Annotated in this window: 16 protein-coding genes; 6 read left to right on the forward strand and 10 right to left on the reverse strand. The window is 65.6% G+C overall.

Translation table 11 applies throughout. The features are described from left to right. Positions 1-7: 7 nt before the first annotated feature. Genes dmpG through AB4879_RS12070 form a run of 3 tightly spaced genes read right to left on the reverse strand, consistent with a single transcriptional unit; the run spans position 8 to position 2,767 of the window. Entirely contained in the window at positions 8-1,054 is a 1,047-nt protein-coding gene (gene dmpG, locus AB4879_RS12060) for a 4-hydroxy-2-oxovalerate aldolase (RefSeq protein ID WP_102807274.1), read from the reverse strand. Further along, positions 1,051-1,968 carry an acetaldehyde dehydrogenase (acetylating) gene (locus tag AB4879_RS12065; RefSeq protein WP_083118732.1) on the reverse strand — a complete coding sequence of 306 codons (918 nt, stop codon included), beginning with the start codon at positions 1,966-1,968 and terminating at the stop codon, positions 1,051-1,053. The genes dmpG and AB4879_RS12065 overlap by 4 nt, the downstream gene beginning before the upstream one ends. Positions 1,969-1,981: 13 nt before the next feature. Continuing rightward, the gene (locus tag AB4879_RS12070; RefSeq protein WP_083118733.1) at positions 1,982-2,767 is read right to left on the reverse strand and encodes a 2-keto-4-pentenoate hydratase; all 786 of its coding nucleotides are present in this window, start codon (positions 2,765-2,767) and stop codon (positions 1,982-1,984) included. A 154-nt stretch (positions 2,768-2,921) separates the two neighbouring features. Between AB4879_RS12070 and kstD the strand changes: the two genes are divergently transcribed. The 3 genes from kstD to AB4879_RS12085 all read left to right on the forward strand — a co-directional run bounded on the left by kstD (position 2,922) and on the right by AB4879_RS12085 (position 6,258). Then, on the forward strand, positions 2,922-4,604 hold the full coding sequence (kstD, locus tag AB4879_RS12075; protein WP_370507758.1) for a 3-oxosteroid 1-dehydrogenase: 1,683 nt from the start codon (positions 2,922-2,924) through the stop codon (positions 4,602-4,604). Between the two features lies 1 nt (position 4,605). Beyond that, complete coding sequence (locus AB4879_RS12080) at positions 4,606-5,466, forward strand: MaoC/PaaZ C-terminal domain-containing protein (protein ID WP_370507759.1); 861 nt, start codon at positions 4,606-4,608, stop codon at positions 5,464-5,466. Between the two features lie 174 nt (positions 5,467-5,640). Then, entirely contained in the window at positions 5,641-6,258 is a 618-nt protein-coding gene (locus AB4879_RS12085) for a hypothetical protein (protein ID WP_370507760.1), read from the forward strand. A gap of 37 nt (positions 6,259-6,295) precedes the next feature. Here the strand turns inward: AB4879_RS12085 and AB4879_RS12090 are convergent, their stop codons facing one another. From AB4879_RS12090 to AB4879_RS12120, 7 genes are all read right to left on the reverse strand, one after another. Beyond that, positions 6,296-7,165 carry a hypothetical protein gene (locus tag AB4879_RS12090; RefSeq protein WP_370507761.1) on the reverse strand — a complete coding sequence of 290 codons (870 nt, stop codon included), beginning with the start codon at positions 7,163-7,165 and terminating at the stop codon, positions 6,296-6,298. Between the two features lie 101 nt (positions 7,166-7,266). Next, on the reverse strand, positions 7,267-8,433 hold the full coding sequence (locus tag AB4879_RS12095; protein ID WP_370507762.1) for a lipid-transfer protein: 1,167 nt from the start codon (positions 8,431-8,433) through the stop codon (positions 7,267-7,269). Beyond that, a complete protein-coding gene (locus AB4879_RS12100; protein ID WP_036346359.1) occupies positions 8,433-8,834 on the reverse strand; it encodes a MaoC family dehydratase in 402 nt (133 codons plus the stop codon). The genes AB4879_RS12095 and AB4879_RS12100 overlap by 1 nt, the downstream gene beginning before the upstream one ends. Next, on the reverse strand, positions 8,831-9,802 hold the full coding sequence (locus AB4879_RS12105; protein WP_370507763.1) for a bifunctional MaoC family dehydratase N-terminal/OB-fold nucleic acid binding domain-containing protein: 972 nt from the start codon (positions 9,800-9,802) through the stop codon (positions 8,831-8,833). Before AB4879_RS12105 ends, AB4879_RS12100 begins: the two co-directional genes overlap by 4 nt. Next, on the reverse strand, positions 9,799-10,962 hold the full coding sequence (fadE29, locus tag AB4879_RS12110; protein ID WP_102807281.1) for an acyl-CoA dehydrogenase FadE29: 1,164 nt from the start codon (positions 10,960-10,962) through the stop codon (positions 9,799-9,801). The genes AB4879_RS12105 and fadE29 overlap by 4 nt, the downstream gene beginning before the upstream one ends. After that, positions 10,963-11,970, reverse strand: a complete 1,008-nt coding sequence (locus tag AB4879_RS12115; RefSeq protein WP_370507764.1) for an acyl-CoA dehydrogenase family protein — start codon at positions 11,968-11,970, stop codon at positions 10,963-10,965. 35 nt (positions 11,971-12,005) lie between these two features. Further along, positions 12,006-13,244 (reverse strand): cytochrome P450, encoded by a 1,239-nt coding sequence (locus AB4879_RS12120; RefSeq protein ID WP_102807385.1) that lies wholly within the window; start codon positions 13,242-13,244, stop codon positions 12,006-12,008. 120 nt (positions 13,245-13,364) lie between these two features. On the opposite strand from AB4879_RS12120, the gene AB4879_RS12125 reads away from it, so the two are divergent. From AB4879_RS12125 to AB4879_RS12135, 3 genes are read left to right on the forward strand one after another with little or no spacing between them, the layout of a single operon-like run. Next, on the forward strand, positions 13,365-14,528 hold the full coding sequence (locus AB4879_RS12125; RefSeq protein ID WP_102807283.1) for a steroid 3-ketoacyl-CoA thiolase: 1,164 nt from the start codon (positions 13,365-13,367) through the stop codon (positions 14,526-14,528). 6 nt (positions 14,529-14,534) lie between these two features. Next, positions 14,535-14,915 (forward strand): hypothetical protein, encoded by a 381-nt coding sequence (locus AB4879_RS12130; RefSeq protein ID WP_370507765.1) that lies wholly within the window; start codon positions 14,535-14,537, stop codon positions 14,913-14,915. 15 nt (positions 14,916-14,930) lie between these two features. Then, a complete protein-coding gene (locus AB4879_RS12135; RefSeq protein WP_158249014.1) occupies positions 14,931-15,386 on the forward strand; it encodes a nitroreductase family deazaflavin-dependent oxidoreductase in 456 nt (151 codons plus the stop codon).

Here is a 15,386-nt window from a genome sequence, read left to right on the forward strand (position 1 = left end):
CGACAAGCTACTTGGTGGCGGCTTCCTGCTCGCGCTTGATCTCCAGCGCGATGTCGATGAGCTGGTCCTCCTGGCCACCGATGAGCTTGCGCTGCCCGGCCCGGTGCAGCAGCTGGTGCGCGGGCACGCCGTAGCGTTCGGACTGGCGGATGGCGTGCTTGAGGAAGCTCGAGTACACCCCGGAGTAGCCCATGATCAGCGCGTTGCGGTCCAGTAGGCATTCGGCCGGCATCGCCGGTGCGACGACCTCCTCGGCGGCGTCGGCGATGTCGAAGAAGTCGATGCCGGTCTTGACGCCGATCTTGTCGAACACCCCGATCAGCGCCTCGACCGGAGCGTTGCCCGCGCCGGCGCCGAAGCGGCGGCACGACCCGTCGATCTGCTTGGCTCCCGCGCGGACGGCTTCGATCGAGTTGGCCACGCCCAGGCCCAGGTTCTCGTGGCCGTGGAAGCCCACCTGCGCGTCGTCGCCCAATTCGGCGACGAGCGCGCTCACCCGGTCGGCCACGCCTTCGAGTACCAGCGCACCAGCCGAGTCGACGACGTAGACGCACTGGCAGCCGGCGTCGGCCATGATCCGGGCTTGCTTGGCAAGCTTCTCCGGGCTGATCGTGTGACTCATCATCAGGAAGCCGACGGTCTCCAGCCCGAGTTCGCGGGCCAGCCCGAAGTGCTGGATCGAGACGTCGGCCTCGGTGCAGTGCGTGGCGATCCGGCAGATCGAGCCGCCGTTGTTCTGCGCCTCCTTGATGTCCTCCTTGGTGCCAACGCCGGGCAGCATCAGGAAGGCGATCTTGGATTCCTTGGCCGTCTCGGCGGCCAGCTTGATCAGCTCCTGCTCGGGTGTCTTGGAGAACCCGTAGTTGAAGCTCGAGCCGCCCAGCCCGTCACCGTGGGTCACCTCGATGACCGGGACACCGGCGGTGTCCAGCGCGGCGACGATGGCACCGACCTCTTCTTTGGTGAACTGGTGGCGCTTGTGGTGGCTGCCGTCGCGCAGCGACGTGTCCGTCATCCGGACGTCCCACATGGGGTTGAAGTAGATGTCGCTCATGCTTGAGCTCCCGTTCCTGCAGAGGCGCGTTCCTTGGCGATCTCCTCGCCCACCTTGGTGGCCGCGGCGGTCATGATGTCCAGATTTCCCGCATACGGCGGCAGATAGTCACCCGCACCCTCGACCTCCACGAACGTGGTGACGAGGTGATGGCCGCCGTTGTACACCGTCGGCTCGTCGAACTGCGGCTCGTTGAGCAGACGGTAGCCCGGCACATAGGTCTGCACCTCGGCGACGACGTCCTTGATGGACTGCGTGATCGCGTCGTGGTCGGCATCCTCGGGGATCGCGCAGAAGATGGTGTCTCGCATGATCATTGGCGGATCAGCCGGATTCAGGATGATGATCGCCTTGCCTCGCTTCGCGCCGCCGATCACCTCCACGCCGGCACTGGTGGTCTTGGTGAACTCGTCGATGTTGGCCCGGGTGCCGGGGCCTGCCGACGCCGACGACACCGACGCGACGATCTCGGCGTACGGCACGTCGACGACGCGGCTCACCGCATAGACCATCGGGATCGTGGCCTGGCCACCGCAGGTGACCATGTTGACGTTCGGCGCGTCCAGGTGCGCACGCAGGTTGGCCGGCGGGATCACGCCGGGGCCCACGGCGGCCGGCGTCAGATCGATCGCCCGGATACCGGCCTCTTCGTAGCGGGGCGCGGCGGCCCGGTGGACGTAAGCGCTGGTGGCTTCGAACACCAGGTCCGGCTTCTCCGACTGGGCCAGCAGCCAGTCCACACCCTCGTGGCTGGTCTCCAGTCCGAGCTTGCGCGCCCGGGCCAGACCTTCGCTCTCGGGATCGATACCGATCATCCAGCGCGGCTCGAGCCACTCCGAACGAAGGAGCTTGTACAGCAGGTCGGTGCTGATGTTGCCCGACCCGACGATGGCGACAGAACTCTTCTGGGGCATGTGAAGCCTCCTCTTATTCGAATGACAGCCGGACTGAACCCAGACCGGCGAAGTCCGCGACGAACTCGTCGCCTGGGCGGCAGTCGATGGCCCTGGTGCACGAGCCCGGCAGGACGATGTCGCCTGCCTTCAGCCGTACACCGAAGCTCTCGACCTTGCGGGCCAGCCACGCCACTGCAGTGACCGGATTGCCGAGGACGGCGTCGCTGCGGCCCTCGGCCACCACCTCGCCGTTGCGGGTGAGCACCGCGTCGATGCCCCGGATGTCAACGTCTTTGGGCGACACCCGCTCCTTGCCGAGCACGTAGCCCGCCGACGACGCGTTGTCGGCGATGGTGTCGCACAGCGCGATCTTCCAGTCCTTGATCCGGGTGTCGATGAGTTCGATCGCCGGGGCGAACGCCGCGGTGGCCGCCAGCACGTCGTCCTCGGTGCACCCGGCGCCGGGCAGGTCGTCGGCGAGGATGAATCCGACCTCGACCTCGACGCGCGGAAACAGAAAGCGCCCCGCGGGAACCGGCTGGTCCTCGAACACCTCCATGTCGGCCAGCAGATGGCCGTAGTCGGGCTCGTCGACGCCCATCATCTTCTGCATGGCCTCCGATGACAGGCCGACCTTGTGACCGACCACCCGGGCGCCTTCGGCGATGCGCTGCCGAATGTTGATCAGCTGGATTTCGTAGGCGTCGACCACGTCGATATCGGGGTGATTGGCCGTCAGCGGCGTCATCGGGACGCGGCTGCGCTCCGCCTCCGCAAGGTCGGCGGCGAGCTCTTCGCGCGTCGAAACGCTCAGCATTCCGGGGAGTCCCATCGTCGGTGTGACCGGGGCGAACGGCGCCCGGTGCGGGCAATTCTAGTGCCGTCCGCAGCGCCGTGGGGTAAGCGTTCCGCTGATCGGAAAGGAGGGGTCAGTAGCGCCCGGACGGGGCAATTCTATAACGTGTTCTAGTATGACAGCTCAGGAGTTCGACGTCGTCGTCGTCGGAAGCGGTGCTGCCGGCATGGTCGCCGCACTTACCGCCGCTCACCAGGGACTATCGACAGTCGTCGTCGAGAAGGCCGCGCACTTCGGCGGCTCGACCGCCCGCTCGGGTGGCGGCGTGTGGATCCCCAACAACGAGATCCTCAAGCGTGACGGGGTCACCGACACCCAAGAAGCCGCGCGCACTTATCTGCACTCGATCATCGGCGACGTGGTGGAACCCGAGCGCATCGACACCTACCTCGAACGCGGGCCGGAAATGCTGTCGTTCGTCCTCAAGCACACGCCGTTGAAGTTGTGCTGGGTGCCCGGGTACTCCGACTACTACCCGGAGGCGCCGGGCGGCCGCCCCGGCGGACGCTCGGTCGAACCCAAGCCCTTCGACGCCAAGAAACTCGGCCCCGACGAGAAGTTCCTGGAGCCGGCGTACGGCAAGGTTCCGCTCAATGTCGTTGTGATGCAGCAGGATTACATGCGCCTCAATCAGCTCAAGCGCCACCCCCGCGGCGTGTTGAGGAGCTTGAAGGTCGGCGCCCGCACCGTGTGGGCCAACGCACGCGGCAAAAACCTGGTGGGAATGGGCCGGGCGCTGATCGCCCCGATGCGGATCGGCCTGCGCGAGGCCGGTGTTCCCGTGCTGCTCAACACCGCGCTGACCGATCTGTACGTCGAGGACGGCGTGGTCCGCGGCATCTATGTCCGGGACACCACCGGACCGGAAGCGGCTGACCCGCAACTGATCCGCGCACGCCGGGGCGTCATCCTCGGCAGCGGCGGGTTCGAGCACAACGAGCAGATGCGGGTCAAGTATCAGCGCGCGCCGATCACCACCGAGTGGACGGTGGGGGCCGCAGCCAACACCGGCGACGGCATCGTTGCCGCTGAAAAGCTCGGTGCGGCGCTGGAATTGATGGAGGACGCGTGGTGGGGTCCGACCGTCCCGCTGGTCGGCGCGCCATGGTTCGCGCTGTCCGAGCGCAACTCCCCCGGCTCGATCATCGTCAACCTGTCCGGCAAGCGCTTCATGAACGAGTCGATGCCCTACGTCGAGGCCTGCCACCACATGTACGGCGGCCAGTACGGTCAGGGCGCCGGTCCCGGCGAGAACGTGCCGGCGTGGCTGGTGTTCGACCAGCAGTACCGTGACCGCTACATCTTTGCCGGACTGCAACCGGGACAACGCATTCCGAAGAAGTGGATGGAATCCGGCGTCATCGTCAAGGCCGACACCCTCGAGGAGCTGGCCAAGGTCACCGGACTGCCCGCGGACGCGTTCCTGGCGACCGTCGAGCGGTTCAACGGGTTCGCCCGCTCCGGCAAGGACGAGGACTTCCGCCGCGGCGAAAGCGCCTACGACCGCTACTACGGCGATCCGACCAACAAGCCCAACCCCAACCTCGGCGAGATCAAGAACGGCCCGTTCTACGCCGCCAAGATGGTGCCCGGCGATCTGGGCACCAAGGGCGGTGTGCGCACCGATGTGAACGGACGGGCTCTGCGCGACGACGGTTCGGTGATCGAAGGCCTCTACGCGGCCGGTAATGTCAGCTCCCCGGTGATGGGGCACACCTATCCCGGCCCGGGCGGCACCATCGGCCCCGCGATGGCGTTCGGGTACCTGGCGGCGCTGCATATTGCAGGGAAGGGCTGACATGCCGATCGATCTGTCCGTCGCGCTCGGCGCCGAACTGGAACCCGTCGAGTTCTCGTGGACGAGCAGCGATGTGCAGCTCTATCAGCTCAGCCTCGGCGCGGGCTCCGATCCGATGGATCCCAAGGAGTTGCGCTACCTGGTGGACCGCACCCCCCAGGTGCTTCCCACCTTCGGCAACGTGGCCGCCAGCTTCCACATGACCGAGCCGCCCGAGGTCAAGTTCCCCGGCATCGAGATCGAGCTGAGCAAGGTACTGCACGCCAGCGAAGCGGTGACGGTGCCCGCGCCGCTACCGCCCAGCGGCACCGCGCGTTCGGTGCAGCGGTTCACCGAGATCTGGGACAAGGGCAAGGCCGCCGTCATCGTCAGCGAGACCACGGTCACCGACCCGGACGGCACACTGCTGTGGACCACCAAACGGTCGATCTTCGCCCGCGGCGAAGGTGGCTTCGGCGGCGAGCGCGGCCCATCGACGTCGGTGGCCGCCCCCGATCGCGCGCCGGACTACGAGATCTCGGTTCCGGTGCTGCCGCAGCAGGCGCTGCTCTACCGGCTCTGCGGGGACCGCAACCCGCTGCACTCCGATCCCGAATTCGCCGCGGCGGCAGGCTTTCCCAAGCCGATCCTGCACGGACTCTGCACCTACGGCATGACCTGCAAGGCGCTGGTCGACACACTGCTCGATTCCGACGCTTCAGCTGTGAAGACCTACGGCGCGCGTTTCGCCGGGGTCTGCTATCCCGGTGAGACCATCAAGGTCAGCGCATGGAAGGAAGACGGCCGCTACGTCGGCGTCGTCACCGCTCCGGGCCGCGACGACGCCGTGATCCTCTCCGACGTGGAGTTCATCCCGGTCTAAGTGTCAGCCCCGCCGACGCGGGGTGGGTACCGTCGCCGCTGCGTGCGGTCGACCGTCCAGATTACGAAGTCTGTGATTTGGACGTGATATTTACGGATAGGTCAGCCTTTCAGCAGGCTCCAAGGTAGGACTTACGCAAAGCAAACTTTGGTGCTTCTACGAAAGGACGTCCCTATGAAGATTGCCCCTACCAAGACCGTCGGCCTCGTCGGTGCGGCGCTGCTGGTCGGCGTTGCCGCAGTCGGCTGCGGCAGCGACGACAAGGGGTCCGAATCGTCGTCGTCGTCATCGGCGGCGTCGAGTTCCTCGGCCGCCGCTTCGGAGACCACCAGCGCCGCGGAGGCCGCCCCCGCGGACGACTACAGCAAACTGCTGCTGAAGGCCTCTGACATCGACCCGAGCTTCGTGGCCGGCCCGCCGGACACGCCCCCGCCCGGTATCACCGGAATCGGCCAGACCATGACCAACGCCGCGCAGAACCAGACCATCACCTTCCAGATCGTGATCGAAGCGGATCCCGCTGCGGCGGTCAAGAGGGTCGATGATGCAAAGGCAACGGTCTCCAAGGACGTCGACGGAGCGCCGCAGCCCGCTGACGTCGGCGACGGCGGCTTCATCGCCACCGGCAAATCGCCCGACGGCTCGAAAGCCATCACCGAGGTGTACTTCTCCCAAGGTAAGGCAGCTACGAGCATCGAGTTCAGCAGCGCGCCCAACGATCCGGTGCAGTCGGACACCGCGTTGGCCATTGCCAAGATGCAAGACACTCAGATCAAGAACAACCTGAGCTAGCTGCTTTTTCGCTTTCCCGCCGAGCGTCACACCAGAGTCACGCTGAACGTCGAATGTGACCCTGGAGTGACGCTCGGCGTGCGATAGCGGCCCGCACCCGCCGAATGACATCGGCCGGCTGATCGCCGGCCAGCACCCGAATGACGATCCATCCCAGCTCTTCCAGCTTTTCGCGGCGGCGCGAGTCCCAGGCGTACTGCATCCGGTCGGTGCGGTGCTGCTGTCCGTCGTACTCGGCGGCTACCTTGATGTCCTCCCACCCCATATCGAGATAAGCGACCAATTCACCGAACGCGTCGTAGACGGGTATCTGGGTCTGGGGTCGCGGGAGGCCCGCCTCGATCAGCAGCAGGCGCAGCCACGTTTCCTTGGGCGACTGCGCTCCCCCGTCGACGAACCCGAGACTTTCGCGGGCCACCCGGATTCCGCGTCTGCCCGGAAATCGCTCGGCCAGGACCAGAGCATCGGTGGCGTCGATCGACGTAGCTCGGGCAAGCGAATCGAGAGTGGGCATTGCAACGCGTCGCGGATACCAGCAGGCCAGATCGAGCGCCGTCCGCAGCGGAGTGGTCACCGGCATGCCATCGATCAGCTGGAAATCGCTGTCGCCGAGCCGATCTCCGCGGACATTCACGCCTGCACGTCGATTCCTGTTGTCGTGGATTAGGTCGACGGGTCCGCTGCGGTCGATCCACTTCGCGCCATGCAGTGCTGCGGCAGAACGGCCGGCGATGACGGCCTTACGCCCCGACCACAGCCAGCCGGCCCGAGCCCAACCCTGGGCGTCCAATTCGGTGCCGGCTGCTACGTAAACGTCGGGGAAGATGCGAGTGAAGCGGCGCCGCAGCGCAGTCTTGGTGATGTCTCCGGCGGCGACGGCCTCGCTTCCGATGAACGGCTGACTCATGGCGGCAGTGTGCCGCTAACCACCGACAACCGCCGCGAACGTCACGCCAGAGTCACGCTCGGGGCTGAACGTGGCTCCGGCGTTACGCTCGGCGAAAAGCCCTAGCCCAGGATGATGCCCGACGTCGGGACGCCGGTGCCGGCGGTGACGAGCACGTGCTCGACGTTGTCCACCTGGTTGACCGACGTGCCGCGCAGCTGGCGCACGCCTTCGGCGATGCCGTTCATCCCGTGGATGTAGGCCTCGCCGAGCTGACCGCCGTGAGTGTTGATCGGTAGCCGTCCGCCGATCTCCAGCGCCCCGTCCTTGACGAAGTCTTTGGCATCACCCGGCTCGCAGAAACCCAACTCCTCCAACTGAATCAGCGTGAAAGGGGTGAAGTGGTCGTACAGGATCGCGGTCTGGATGTCGGCCGGCGTCAGACCCGACTGCGCCCACATCTGCTTGCCCACCAAACCCATTTCGGGCAGCCCGAGCTCGGGCCGGTAGTAGCTCGTCATCGAGTACTGGTTCGGGCTCGACCCCTGCGCCGCCGCCTCGATGATGGCGGGCCGGTGCTTGAGATCCTTGGCGCGCTCAGCCGAGACGATCACCAGGGCCACACCGCCGTCGGTCTCCTGGCAGCAGTCCAGCAGTCGCAACGGCTCGGCGATCCACCGCGAATTCTGATGATCCTCGATGGTGATCGGCTTCTCGTAGAAGTACGCCTTCGGGTTGTTGGCCGCGTGCCTACGGTCCGCAACCGACACCGCGCCGAAATCACGGCTGGTCGCACCGGAGTAGTGCATGTAGCGCTGCGCGATCATCGCGACCTGCGCAGCCGGCGTCGACAGCCCGTGCGGGTACGAGAACGAGTTGTCCACGCCGGTGGAGTCCGCGTTCTCGACCAGCCGCATCTGCACCTGGCCGAACCGCATGCCGGAGCGCTCGTTGAAAGCCCGGTATGCCACAACACAATCCGCGACACCGGTGGCCACCGCGATCGCCGCCTGCTGGACGGTCGCACAGGCCGCACCGCCGCCGTGGTGGATCTTGGAGAAGAACTTCAGATCGCCGATACCGGTGGCCCGCGCGATGGCGACTTCGGTGTTCGAGTCCATCGTGAACGTGGTCATGCCGTCGACGTCGGCGGGCGTCAAGCCGGCGTCGTCGAGGGCGTCGAGCACCGCCTCGGAGGCCAACCGCAGTTCACTGCGACCGGAGTTCTTCGAGAAATCGGTGGCGCCAATGCCGACGATCGCGGCCTTGCCGCTCAGCTCGCCCGGCATTACGCGGCGCCGATCGTCAGCGTGGCGGTGGCGATCACGTGATCACCAAGACTGTTGCTGCCCACGATCTTCAGCGAGATCACATCGCCCTCCACTGCAGTGACCTCACCGGTGAACGTCACCGTGTCGTAGGCATACCAGGGCACGCCCAGGCGCAGACCAATCGACTTGATGACGGCGGTCGGGCCGGCCCAGTCGGTGATGAACCGCTGCACCAGACCGGTGTCGGTGAGGATGTTGACGAAGATGTCCTTGGAGCCCTTGGCCTGCGCCTTGTCCCGGTCATGGTGGACATCCTGGTAGTCCCGGGTGGCGATCGCCGTCGACACGATGAACGTCGGATCGCCGTAGAACTTCAGCTCCGGCAGCTTGGTGCCGACTTCAATTGCAGGCGCGCTCATTTGGCCGGCTCCCACGCATAGTTGGTCCACGCAGGCCCGACGTCGTTGGCCGGGAAGTCGATATACATTGCGCGGACGGGCATTCCGATCTTCATGGTCGAGGGATCGACGTTGCGCAGCTCGCCGAGCATCCGCACGCCTTCGTCGAGTTCGACAAGCGCGATCACGAACGGCAGGGTGCGGCCCGGCACCTTCGGCGCATGGTGCACCACGAAGCTGAAGACGGTGCCGTTGCCGCTGGCGACGACGTAGTCGGTCTCCTGCTCCTTGTCGAGCCACAACGCAGGCACCGGCGGATGGACCAGCGTGCCGTCGCCGCGCTTCTGGATGCGCAGTTCGTGCGCGTTGACGCCGTCCCAGAAGAACTTGGTGTCCTTCGACGACGCCGGGCGCATGGCAGAATCGGCGTCGAGGTCATCGGGCACCGACGAAGCGGAAGCCTTGGCCCCATCCTTATCGGCGGGGATGAATTTCATGATGCGCCACATCATCTCGGCGACATCCTCATCACCGACCGACCACGTGATGGTCTGGGTGATGAAGAACGCCTCACCGAGTGCCGTCTGCTTCGGTCCGACGACATCGGTCAGCTCAGCAGCGACACTGACTTCTTCGCCCGGCCGCAGATAGCGGTGATAGGTCTGTTCGCAGTTGGTCGCGACGACGCCGATATAGCCTGCCTCGTCGAACAATTCGATGATCTTGCCCAGCGGGTCGTCGTCAGGCCGGACGCCGCCCAGACCCATCATCGTCCACACCTGGATCATCGCCGGCGGGGCGACCAGACCGGGATGGCCTGCCGCCTTGGCGGCAGCCTCGTCGACGTAGATCGGGTTCTTGTCCCCGATCGCGTCCAGCCAGTGGTCGACCATCGGCTGGTTGACCGGATGCCTGCCGACCCGCGGCTTGCTCTTGCCTTCAGCCTTGACCCGCTCGGCCGCGGCCTTGATGTCGTCGACGGCGCTCACCGAGGAACCCTCGGCACCTTCAGACCGGCAGCCGCGATCATCTCTCGCATGACCTCGTTGACTCCGCCACCGAAGGTGATCACCAGGTTGCGCTTGGTTTGGCTGTCCAGCCAGTCCATCAGCTCCGCGGTCTCCGCATCGGCCGGATTGCCATGTGCAGCAACGATTTCCTCGGCGAGGCGGCCGGCATACTGGATGCGCTCGGTGCCGAACACCTTGGTGGCGGCCGCGTCCGCGATGTCGATCTCCTCGCCCGACGCCGCGACCTGCCAGTTGAGCAGCTCGTTGATCCGCCACATCGCCTTGAGCTCGCCCAGTGAGCGCTTGACGTCGGCGTGATCGAGCGGGGTGTCGCCGTTGCTGCCCGGCTTCGACGCCCAGGAATGCACCTTGTCGTAGAGCGCGGCGAACCGTCCGGCCGGTCCCAGCATGACCCGCTCGTTGTTGAGCTGGGTGGTGATCAGCCGCCATCCGCCGTTCTCTTCACCGACCAGCATGTCGGCGGGCACTCGCACGTCGTTGTAGTACGTGGCGTTGGTGTGGTGGGCGCCGTCGGACAGGATGACCGGCGTCCAGGAATAACCCGGATCCTTGGTGTCGACGATGAGGATCGAAATGCCCTTGTGCTTCACGGCTTCCGGATCGGTGCGGCAGGCCAGCCAGACGTAGTCGGCATCGTGCCCACCGGTGGTCCACATCTTCTGGCCGTTGACGATGTACTCGTCACCCTGCTTGACCGCCGAGGTCCGGAGCGAGGCCAGATCGGTCCCGGCCTCCGGTTCGCTGTAGCCGATCGCGAAGTGCACCTCACCGGCCAGGATCGCCGGCAGGAACTTCTTCTTCTGCGCTTCGGTTCCGTACTGCTGCAGCGTCGGTCCGACGGTCTGCAATGTGACCGCGGGCAGCGGCACGTCGGCGCGCTGCGCCTCGTTGACGAAGATCGACTGCTCGATGGGCCCATAGCCCAGGCCGCCGTACTCCTTGGGCCAGCCGGCGCCCAGCTTGCCGTCGGAACCCATCCGCTTGATGATCGCGCGGTAGGCCTCGTTGTGCCGGTCGGACTCCATCGCCTGGGCTTCCTCAGGCGAGATGAGATTCGAAAAGTATTCCCGCAGTTCAGCTTGCAGCTGCTTCTGCTCGGGAGTCAGCTCGATGAACATTTACGCTCCCACCAGTTCCAGACGGTGTGCCTTGCCACCCAACAGTCGGGTGAGATCCTTGATCGACGAGTAATAGCGGTGCATCGGGTAGGTGATGTCCATCCCCATCCCGCCGTGCAGATGGTGGCACAGTTGCATGACCGGCGGCGCCTGCGACGTCACCCAGTAGCCGAGGATGTCGATGTCTTCGGTCGCATCGCGTCCCTCGGACAGCGCCCAGGACACCGCCGTCGACGCCAACGTGATGGTTCGCGAGGCGATGTAGATCTCGGCGAGCTGCGCGGCGACGGTTTGGAAGGTCGACAGCGGCTTGCCGAACTGGTGCCGGTTGGCGACGTAGTCGGCGGTGAGCCGCAGCGCGCCCGCCACCAAACCGGACGCGTAGGCGCCGACGGCGGCCACCACCAGTTGGTTGATCCGCCGCACGGAGTCGCTGCCGCCCAACACATCTGCGCTGTCGACGGGGGTGTCGGCGAAGGTGACGACGTATTCGTCGGCGTGCGTCGCCGACGGTGTCTTCGCCAGGCTCACACCGGCCGCCGTCGGCGACACGACCACCACACCGCTATCGGTGCTCACGACCATCCAATCCGCAAGCTCGGCAAAGGGAACGCCGATCTTTGTGCCGTTCAGCTTGCCGTCCGTCAGCCGCGTCTCGGGTCGCTCGGGCAGGGCACGCCCCGGCTCGTTGAGCGCCGCCGTCAGCACCGCCCCTTTGGCGACACCGGCGAGGTACCGATCCTGCTGAGAGTCCGACGCCAGGTCCAGCAGCGGAAGCAGACCCAGACCGAGGGTCGCGAACGCAGGACTGATGTTGCCGAACCTGCCGATCTGGGTGAGCGCCGCGGTGATCTCGGCCAGGCCGAGGCCGTCACCGCCGAGCCGCTCCGGGACACCGAACGCCACGACGCCACCAGAAACCAGCGCGTCCCAGCTGTTGTCCCGCTCGAGTGCGGACGTCACCACGTCGGTGACTGCCTGCTGCCCTTCGTCCGGACTGAAGTCCACGAAGAATCCTCCTTGATTCTCAGGCGATACGCGTTTTAGGCCGATGCCCCGGTGTAGTCGACCTGCCAGTGCTTGATGGCGTTGAGCCACCCCGAACGTAGCCGCTCCGGCGTGCCGGCCGAGGTGAGATCGGGCATGTGGTCAGCAACGGCGTTGAAGATCAGGTTGATCGTCATCCTGGCCAGGTTGGCGCCCACGCAGTAGTGCACCCCAGTGCCACCGAAGCCCACATGCGGGTTCGGGTTGCGCAGGATGTTGAAGCTGTACGGGTCCTCGAAGACCTCTTCGTCGAAGTTGGCCGAGCGGTAGAACATCACGACGCGCTGGTCTTTCTTGATCTGCACACCGGACAGCTCGACGTCCTCGGCGGCGGTGCGCTGGAACGCGGTGACCGGCGTGGCCCAGCGGACGATCTCGTCGGCCGCGGTCTCCGGGCGCTCCTTCTTGTAGAGCTCCCACTGGTCGGGGTTGTTCGCGAACGCGATCATGCCGTGGGTGATCGAGTTGCGGGTGGTCTCGTTGCCGGCCACGGCCAGCATCATCACGAAGAAGCCGAACTCGTCGTCGGAGAGCTTCTCGCCATCGATGTCGGCGTTGATCAGCGCGGTCACGATGTCGTTGCCGGGGTTCTTACCCTTCACCTCGGCCATGTGCATGGCATAGGCAAGCACCTCCATCGACGACTGCTTGGGGTCGACGTCGAACTCCTCGTCACCGTTGCCGGTCATCTCGTTCGACCAGCGGAACAGCTTGGCGCGATCCTCCTGGGGCACCCCCAGCAAATCGGCGATCGCCTGCAGCGGCAGCTCGCAAGCCACCTGCTCGACGAAGTCACCGTTACCGTGCGCGGCAGCCTCTTTGGCGATGATCTGGGCCCGCCGGTCGAGCTCGTCACGCAGTGCGCCGATGGCGCGCGGGGTGAACCCCTTGGAGATGATCCGGCGCAACCGGTCGTGGTACTCGCCGTCCATGTTGAGCATGACGACCTTCTGCAGGTCGATGTCCTCGCGGGCCATCTCGTCCGGGAACTGCGGGATGGCGGTGTTCGGCGAGCTGAGGAAAACGTCGTTGCGGCGGGAGACCTCTTTGACGTCCTTGTGCTTGGTGACGACCCAATAACCGCCGTCGTTGAAGCCGCCCTTGCCGATAGCCTGTTCGCACCACCAGATCGGCGCGACCCGGCGCAGCTCGGCGAGCTCCTCCACCGGCAGCCGCTGCACATGCAGGTCCGGATCCAGGAAGTCGAAGCCGACCGGGATGTTGGGGGTTGGCATGATCATGCGCTCCTCAATATGACGTGTTCTAGTGCCAGTAAAACATGCCTTCACCGCAGACAAAAGGCACCATGGCATCCTCGCTTGTCAGACTAATGAAACGTGTTCTAGCCTGACCTCATGGGTAATCCTGTCATCGTCGAAGCCACCCGCAGTCCCATCGGAAAGCGGGGCGGCTGGCTGTCCGGTCTGCATGCGACCGAATTATTGGGGGCCGTCCAGAAGGCCGTGGTCGAAAAGGCCGGCATCGATGCCGATGAGGTCGAGCAGGTCATCGGCGGCTGCGTCACCCAGTACGGCGAGCAGTCGAACAACATCACCCGCGTTGCGTGGCTGACCGCGGGCCTGCCCGAGCAGATCGGTGCCACCACCGTCGACTGCCAGTGCGGCAGCGCCCAGCAGGCCAACCACCTGATCGCCGGGCTGATCGCGACCGGCGCGATCGACGTCGGCATCGCCTGCGGTATCGAAGCCATGAGCCGCGTGGGCCTCGGCGCCAACGCCGGCCCGGACCGCTCGCTGATCCGCGCCGCGTCGTGGGACATCGACATGCCCGATCAGTTCACCGCCGCCGAACGGATCGCCAAGCGCCGCGGTATCACTCGCGAGGATCTCGACCATCTCGGCTTTCTGTCTCAGCAACGAGCCAAGCGGGCCTGGGACGAGCACCGCTTCGACCGTGAGATCTCCCCGATCGAAGCTCCGGTCCTCGACGAGAACAAGCGACCCACCGACGAGCGCCACATGGTCAGCCGTGACCAGGGCCTGCGCGACACCACCATGGAGGGCCTGGCCGGGCTCAAGCCGGTGATGGAGGGCGCCATGCACACCGCGGGCACCTCGTCGCAGATCTCCGACGGTGCGGCCGCGGTGTTGTGGATGGACGAAGACAAGGCACGTGCGCTGGGGCTCAAGCCGCGGGCGCGCATCATCAGCCAGGCGCTCGTCGGTGCCGAGACCTACTACCACCTCGACGGCCCGGTGCAGTCCACCGCGCGGGTTCTCGAGAAGGCAGGCATGAAGCTCGGTGACATCGACCTGGTGGAGATCAACGAGGCCTTCGCCTCGGTGGTGCTCAGCTGGGCGCAGGTCCACGAAGCCGACATGGACAAGGTGAACGTCAACGGCGGCGCGATCGCACTGGGTCACCCCGTCGGCAGCACCGGAAGCCGGTTGATCACCACCGCACTGCACGAGCTGGAGCGCACCGATCAGAGCACCGCCCTGATCACGATGTGCGCCGGCGGTGCGCTGTCGACCGGCACCATCATCGAGCGGATCTAGTCGAACGTGACAACGCCTGCCTCCGACGAGGCCCGGATCGCGGCCGCGCGGGCCTATATCGAGGCGTTGGCCAGTCACAAGGCTGACGATGTACCGTTCGCGCCGGGCTGCACCCGCATCGAGTTCGGGGTCAAAACCGGATTCTCCGGAGATCAATTGCGCCGCAGCCTCAATCGCGGTCCGCAGTACCTCGTCATCAAGTCGGTCAGCGAGCCGGAATTCAGTGTGAACGGCGATGAGGTCCACGCCCGATTCGAACTCCTCACCAAACCGACGCTCGCGGGACGACGAGTCGCCGCACGGATCGACGAGACGTTTCTGATCCCGGCCGCAGATGGCAAGATCCATCACATCCGGGCGGTCGTTCGCCCGTTCATCACGAGCTAGCCCGAGGAGTTCTCCTTGCCCAAGCCCCGCCCCAAGGGCCTCGACACACCGACGACGAAGTTCATCATCAGGTGGATGTCCAAAGCGCAGACCGCGCTGTACAAGGCGAGCAAGGGCAAGATCGGCGGCAGTTTCCTCGAAGGTGCGCCGGTGGCGCTGCTGACGACGATCGGGCGCAAGAGCGGTGAGCCGCGCGTCGCGCCGCTGCTCTTCCTCCGCGAGGGTGATCGGGTGGTGCTGGTGGCATCCCAGGGCGGCAGCGACAAGCACCCCCTGTGGTACCTCAACCTCAAGGCAAACCCGAAGGTGAAGGTCCAGATCAAGGACGAGGTGCTCGAACTGACGGCGCGCGATGCCACCGAGGCCGAGCGTGCCGAGTACTGGCCCAAGATGACCGCGTTCTACACCGGCTTCGAGGACTACAAGTCCTGGACCGATCGGGTCATCCCCATCGTGATTTGCGATCCGTAA

Origin of the sequence: Mycobacterium sp. SA01, from assembly GCF_041287105.1 — a bacterium.
In the GTDB taxonomy this organism is placed as follows: domain Bacteria; phylum Actinomycetota; class Actinomycetes; order Mycobacteriales; family Mycobacteriaceae; genus Mycobacterium.

Coding starts and splice junctions, on each gene's coding strand:
- dmpG (WP_102807274.1), bottom strand. CDS start 1,054: ATGAGCGACATCTACTTCAACCCCATGTGGGACGTCCGGATGACGGAC.
- AB4879_RS12070 (WP_083118733.1), bottom strand. CDS start 2,767: ATGCTGAGCGTTTCGACGCGCGAAGAGCTCGCCGCCGACCTTGCGGAG.
- AB4879_RS12085 (WP_370507760.1), top strand. CDS start 5,641: ATGAAGATTGCCCCTACCAAGACCGTCGGCCTCGTCGGTGCGGCGCTG.
- fadE29 (WP_102807281.1), bottom strand. CDS start 10,962: ATGTTCATCGAGCTGACTCCCGAGCAGAAGCAGCTGCAAGCTGAACTG.
- kstD (WP_370507758.1), top strand. CDS start 2,922: ATGACAGCTCAGGAGTTCGACGTCGTCGTCGTCGGAAGCGGTGCTGCC.
- AB4879_RS12095 (WP_370507762.1), bottom strand. CDS start 8,433: ATGCCGGGCGAGCTGAGCGGCAAGGCCGCGATCGTCGGCATTGGCGCC.
- AB4879_RS12125 (WP_102807283.1), top strand. CDS start 13,365: ATGGGTAATCCTGTCATCGTCGAAGCCACCCGCAGTCCCATCGGAAAG.
- AB4879_RS12065 (WP_083118732.1), bottom strand. CDS start 1,968: ATGCCCCAGAAGAGTTCTGTCGCCATCGTCGGGTCGGGCAACATCAGC.
- AB4879_RS12080 (WP_370507759.1), top strand. CDS start 4,606: ATGCCGATCGATCTGTCCGTCGCGCTCGGCGCCGAACTGGAACCCGTC.
- AB4879_RS12090 (WP_370507761.1), bottom strand. CDS start 7,165: ATGAGTCAGCCGTTCATCGGAAGCGAGGCCGTCGCCGCCGGAGACATC.
- AB4879_RS12120 (WP_102807385.1), bottom strand. CDS start 13,244: ATGCCAACCCCCAACATCCCGGTCGGCTTCGACTTCCTGGATCCGGAC.
- AB4879_RS12100 (WP_036346359.1), bottom strand. CDS start 8,834: ATGAGCGCGCCTGCAATTGAAGTCGGCACCAAGCTGCCGGAGCTGAAG.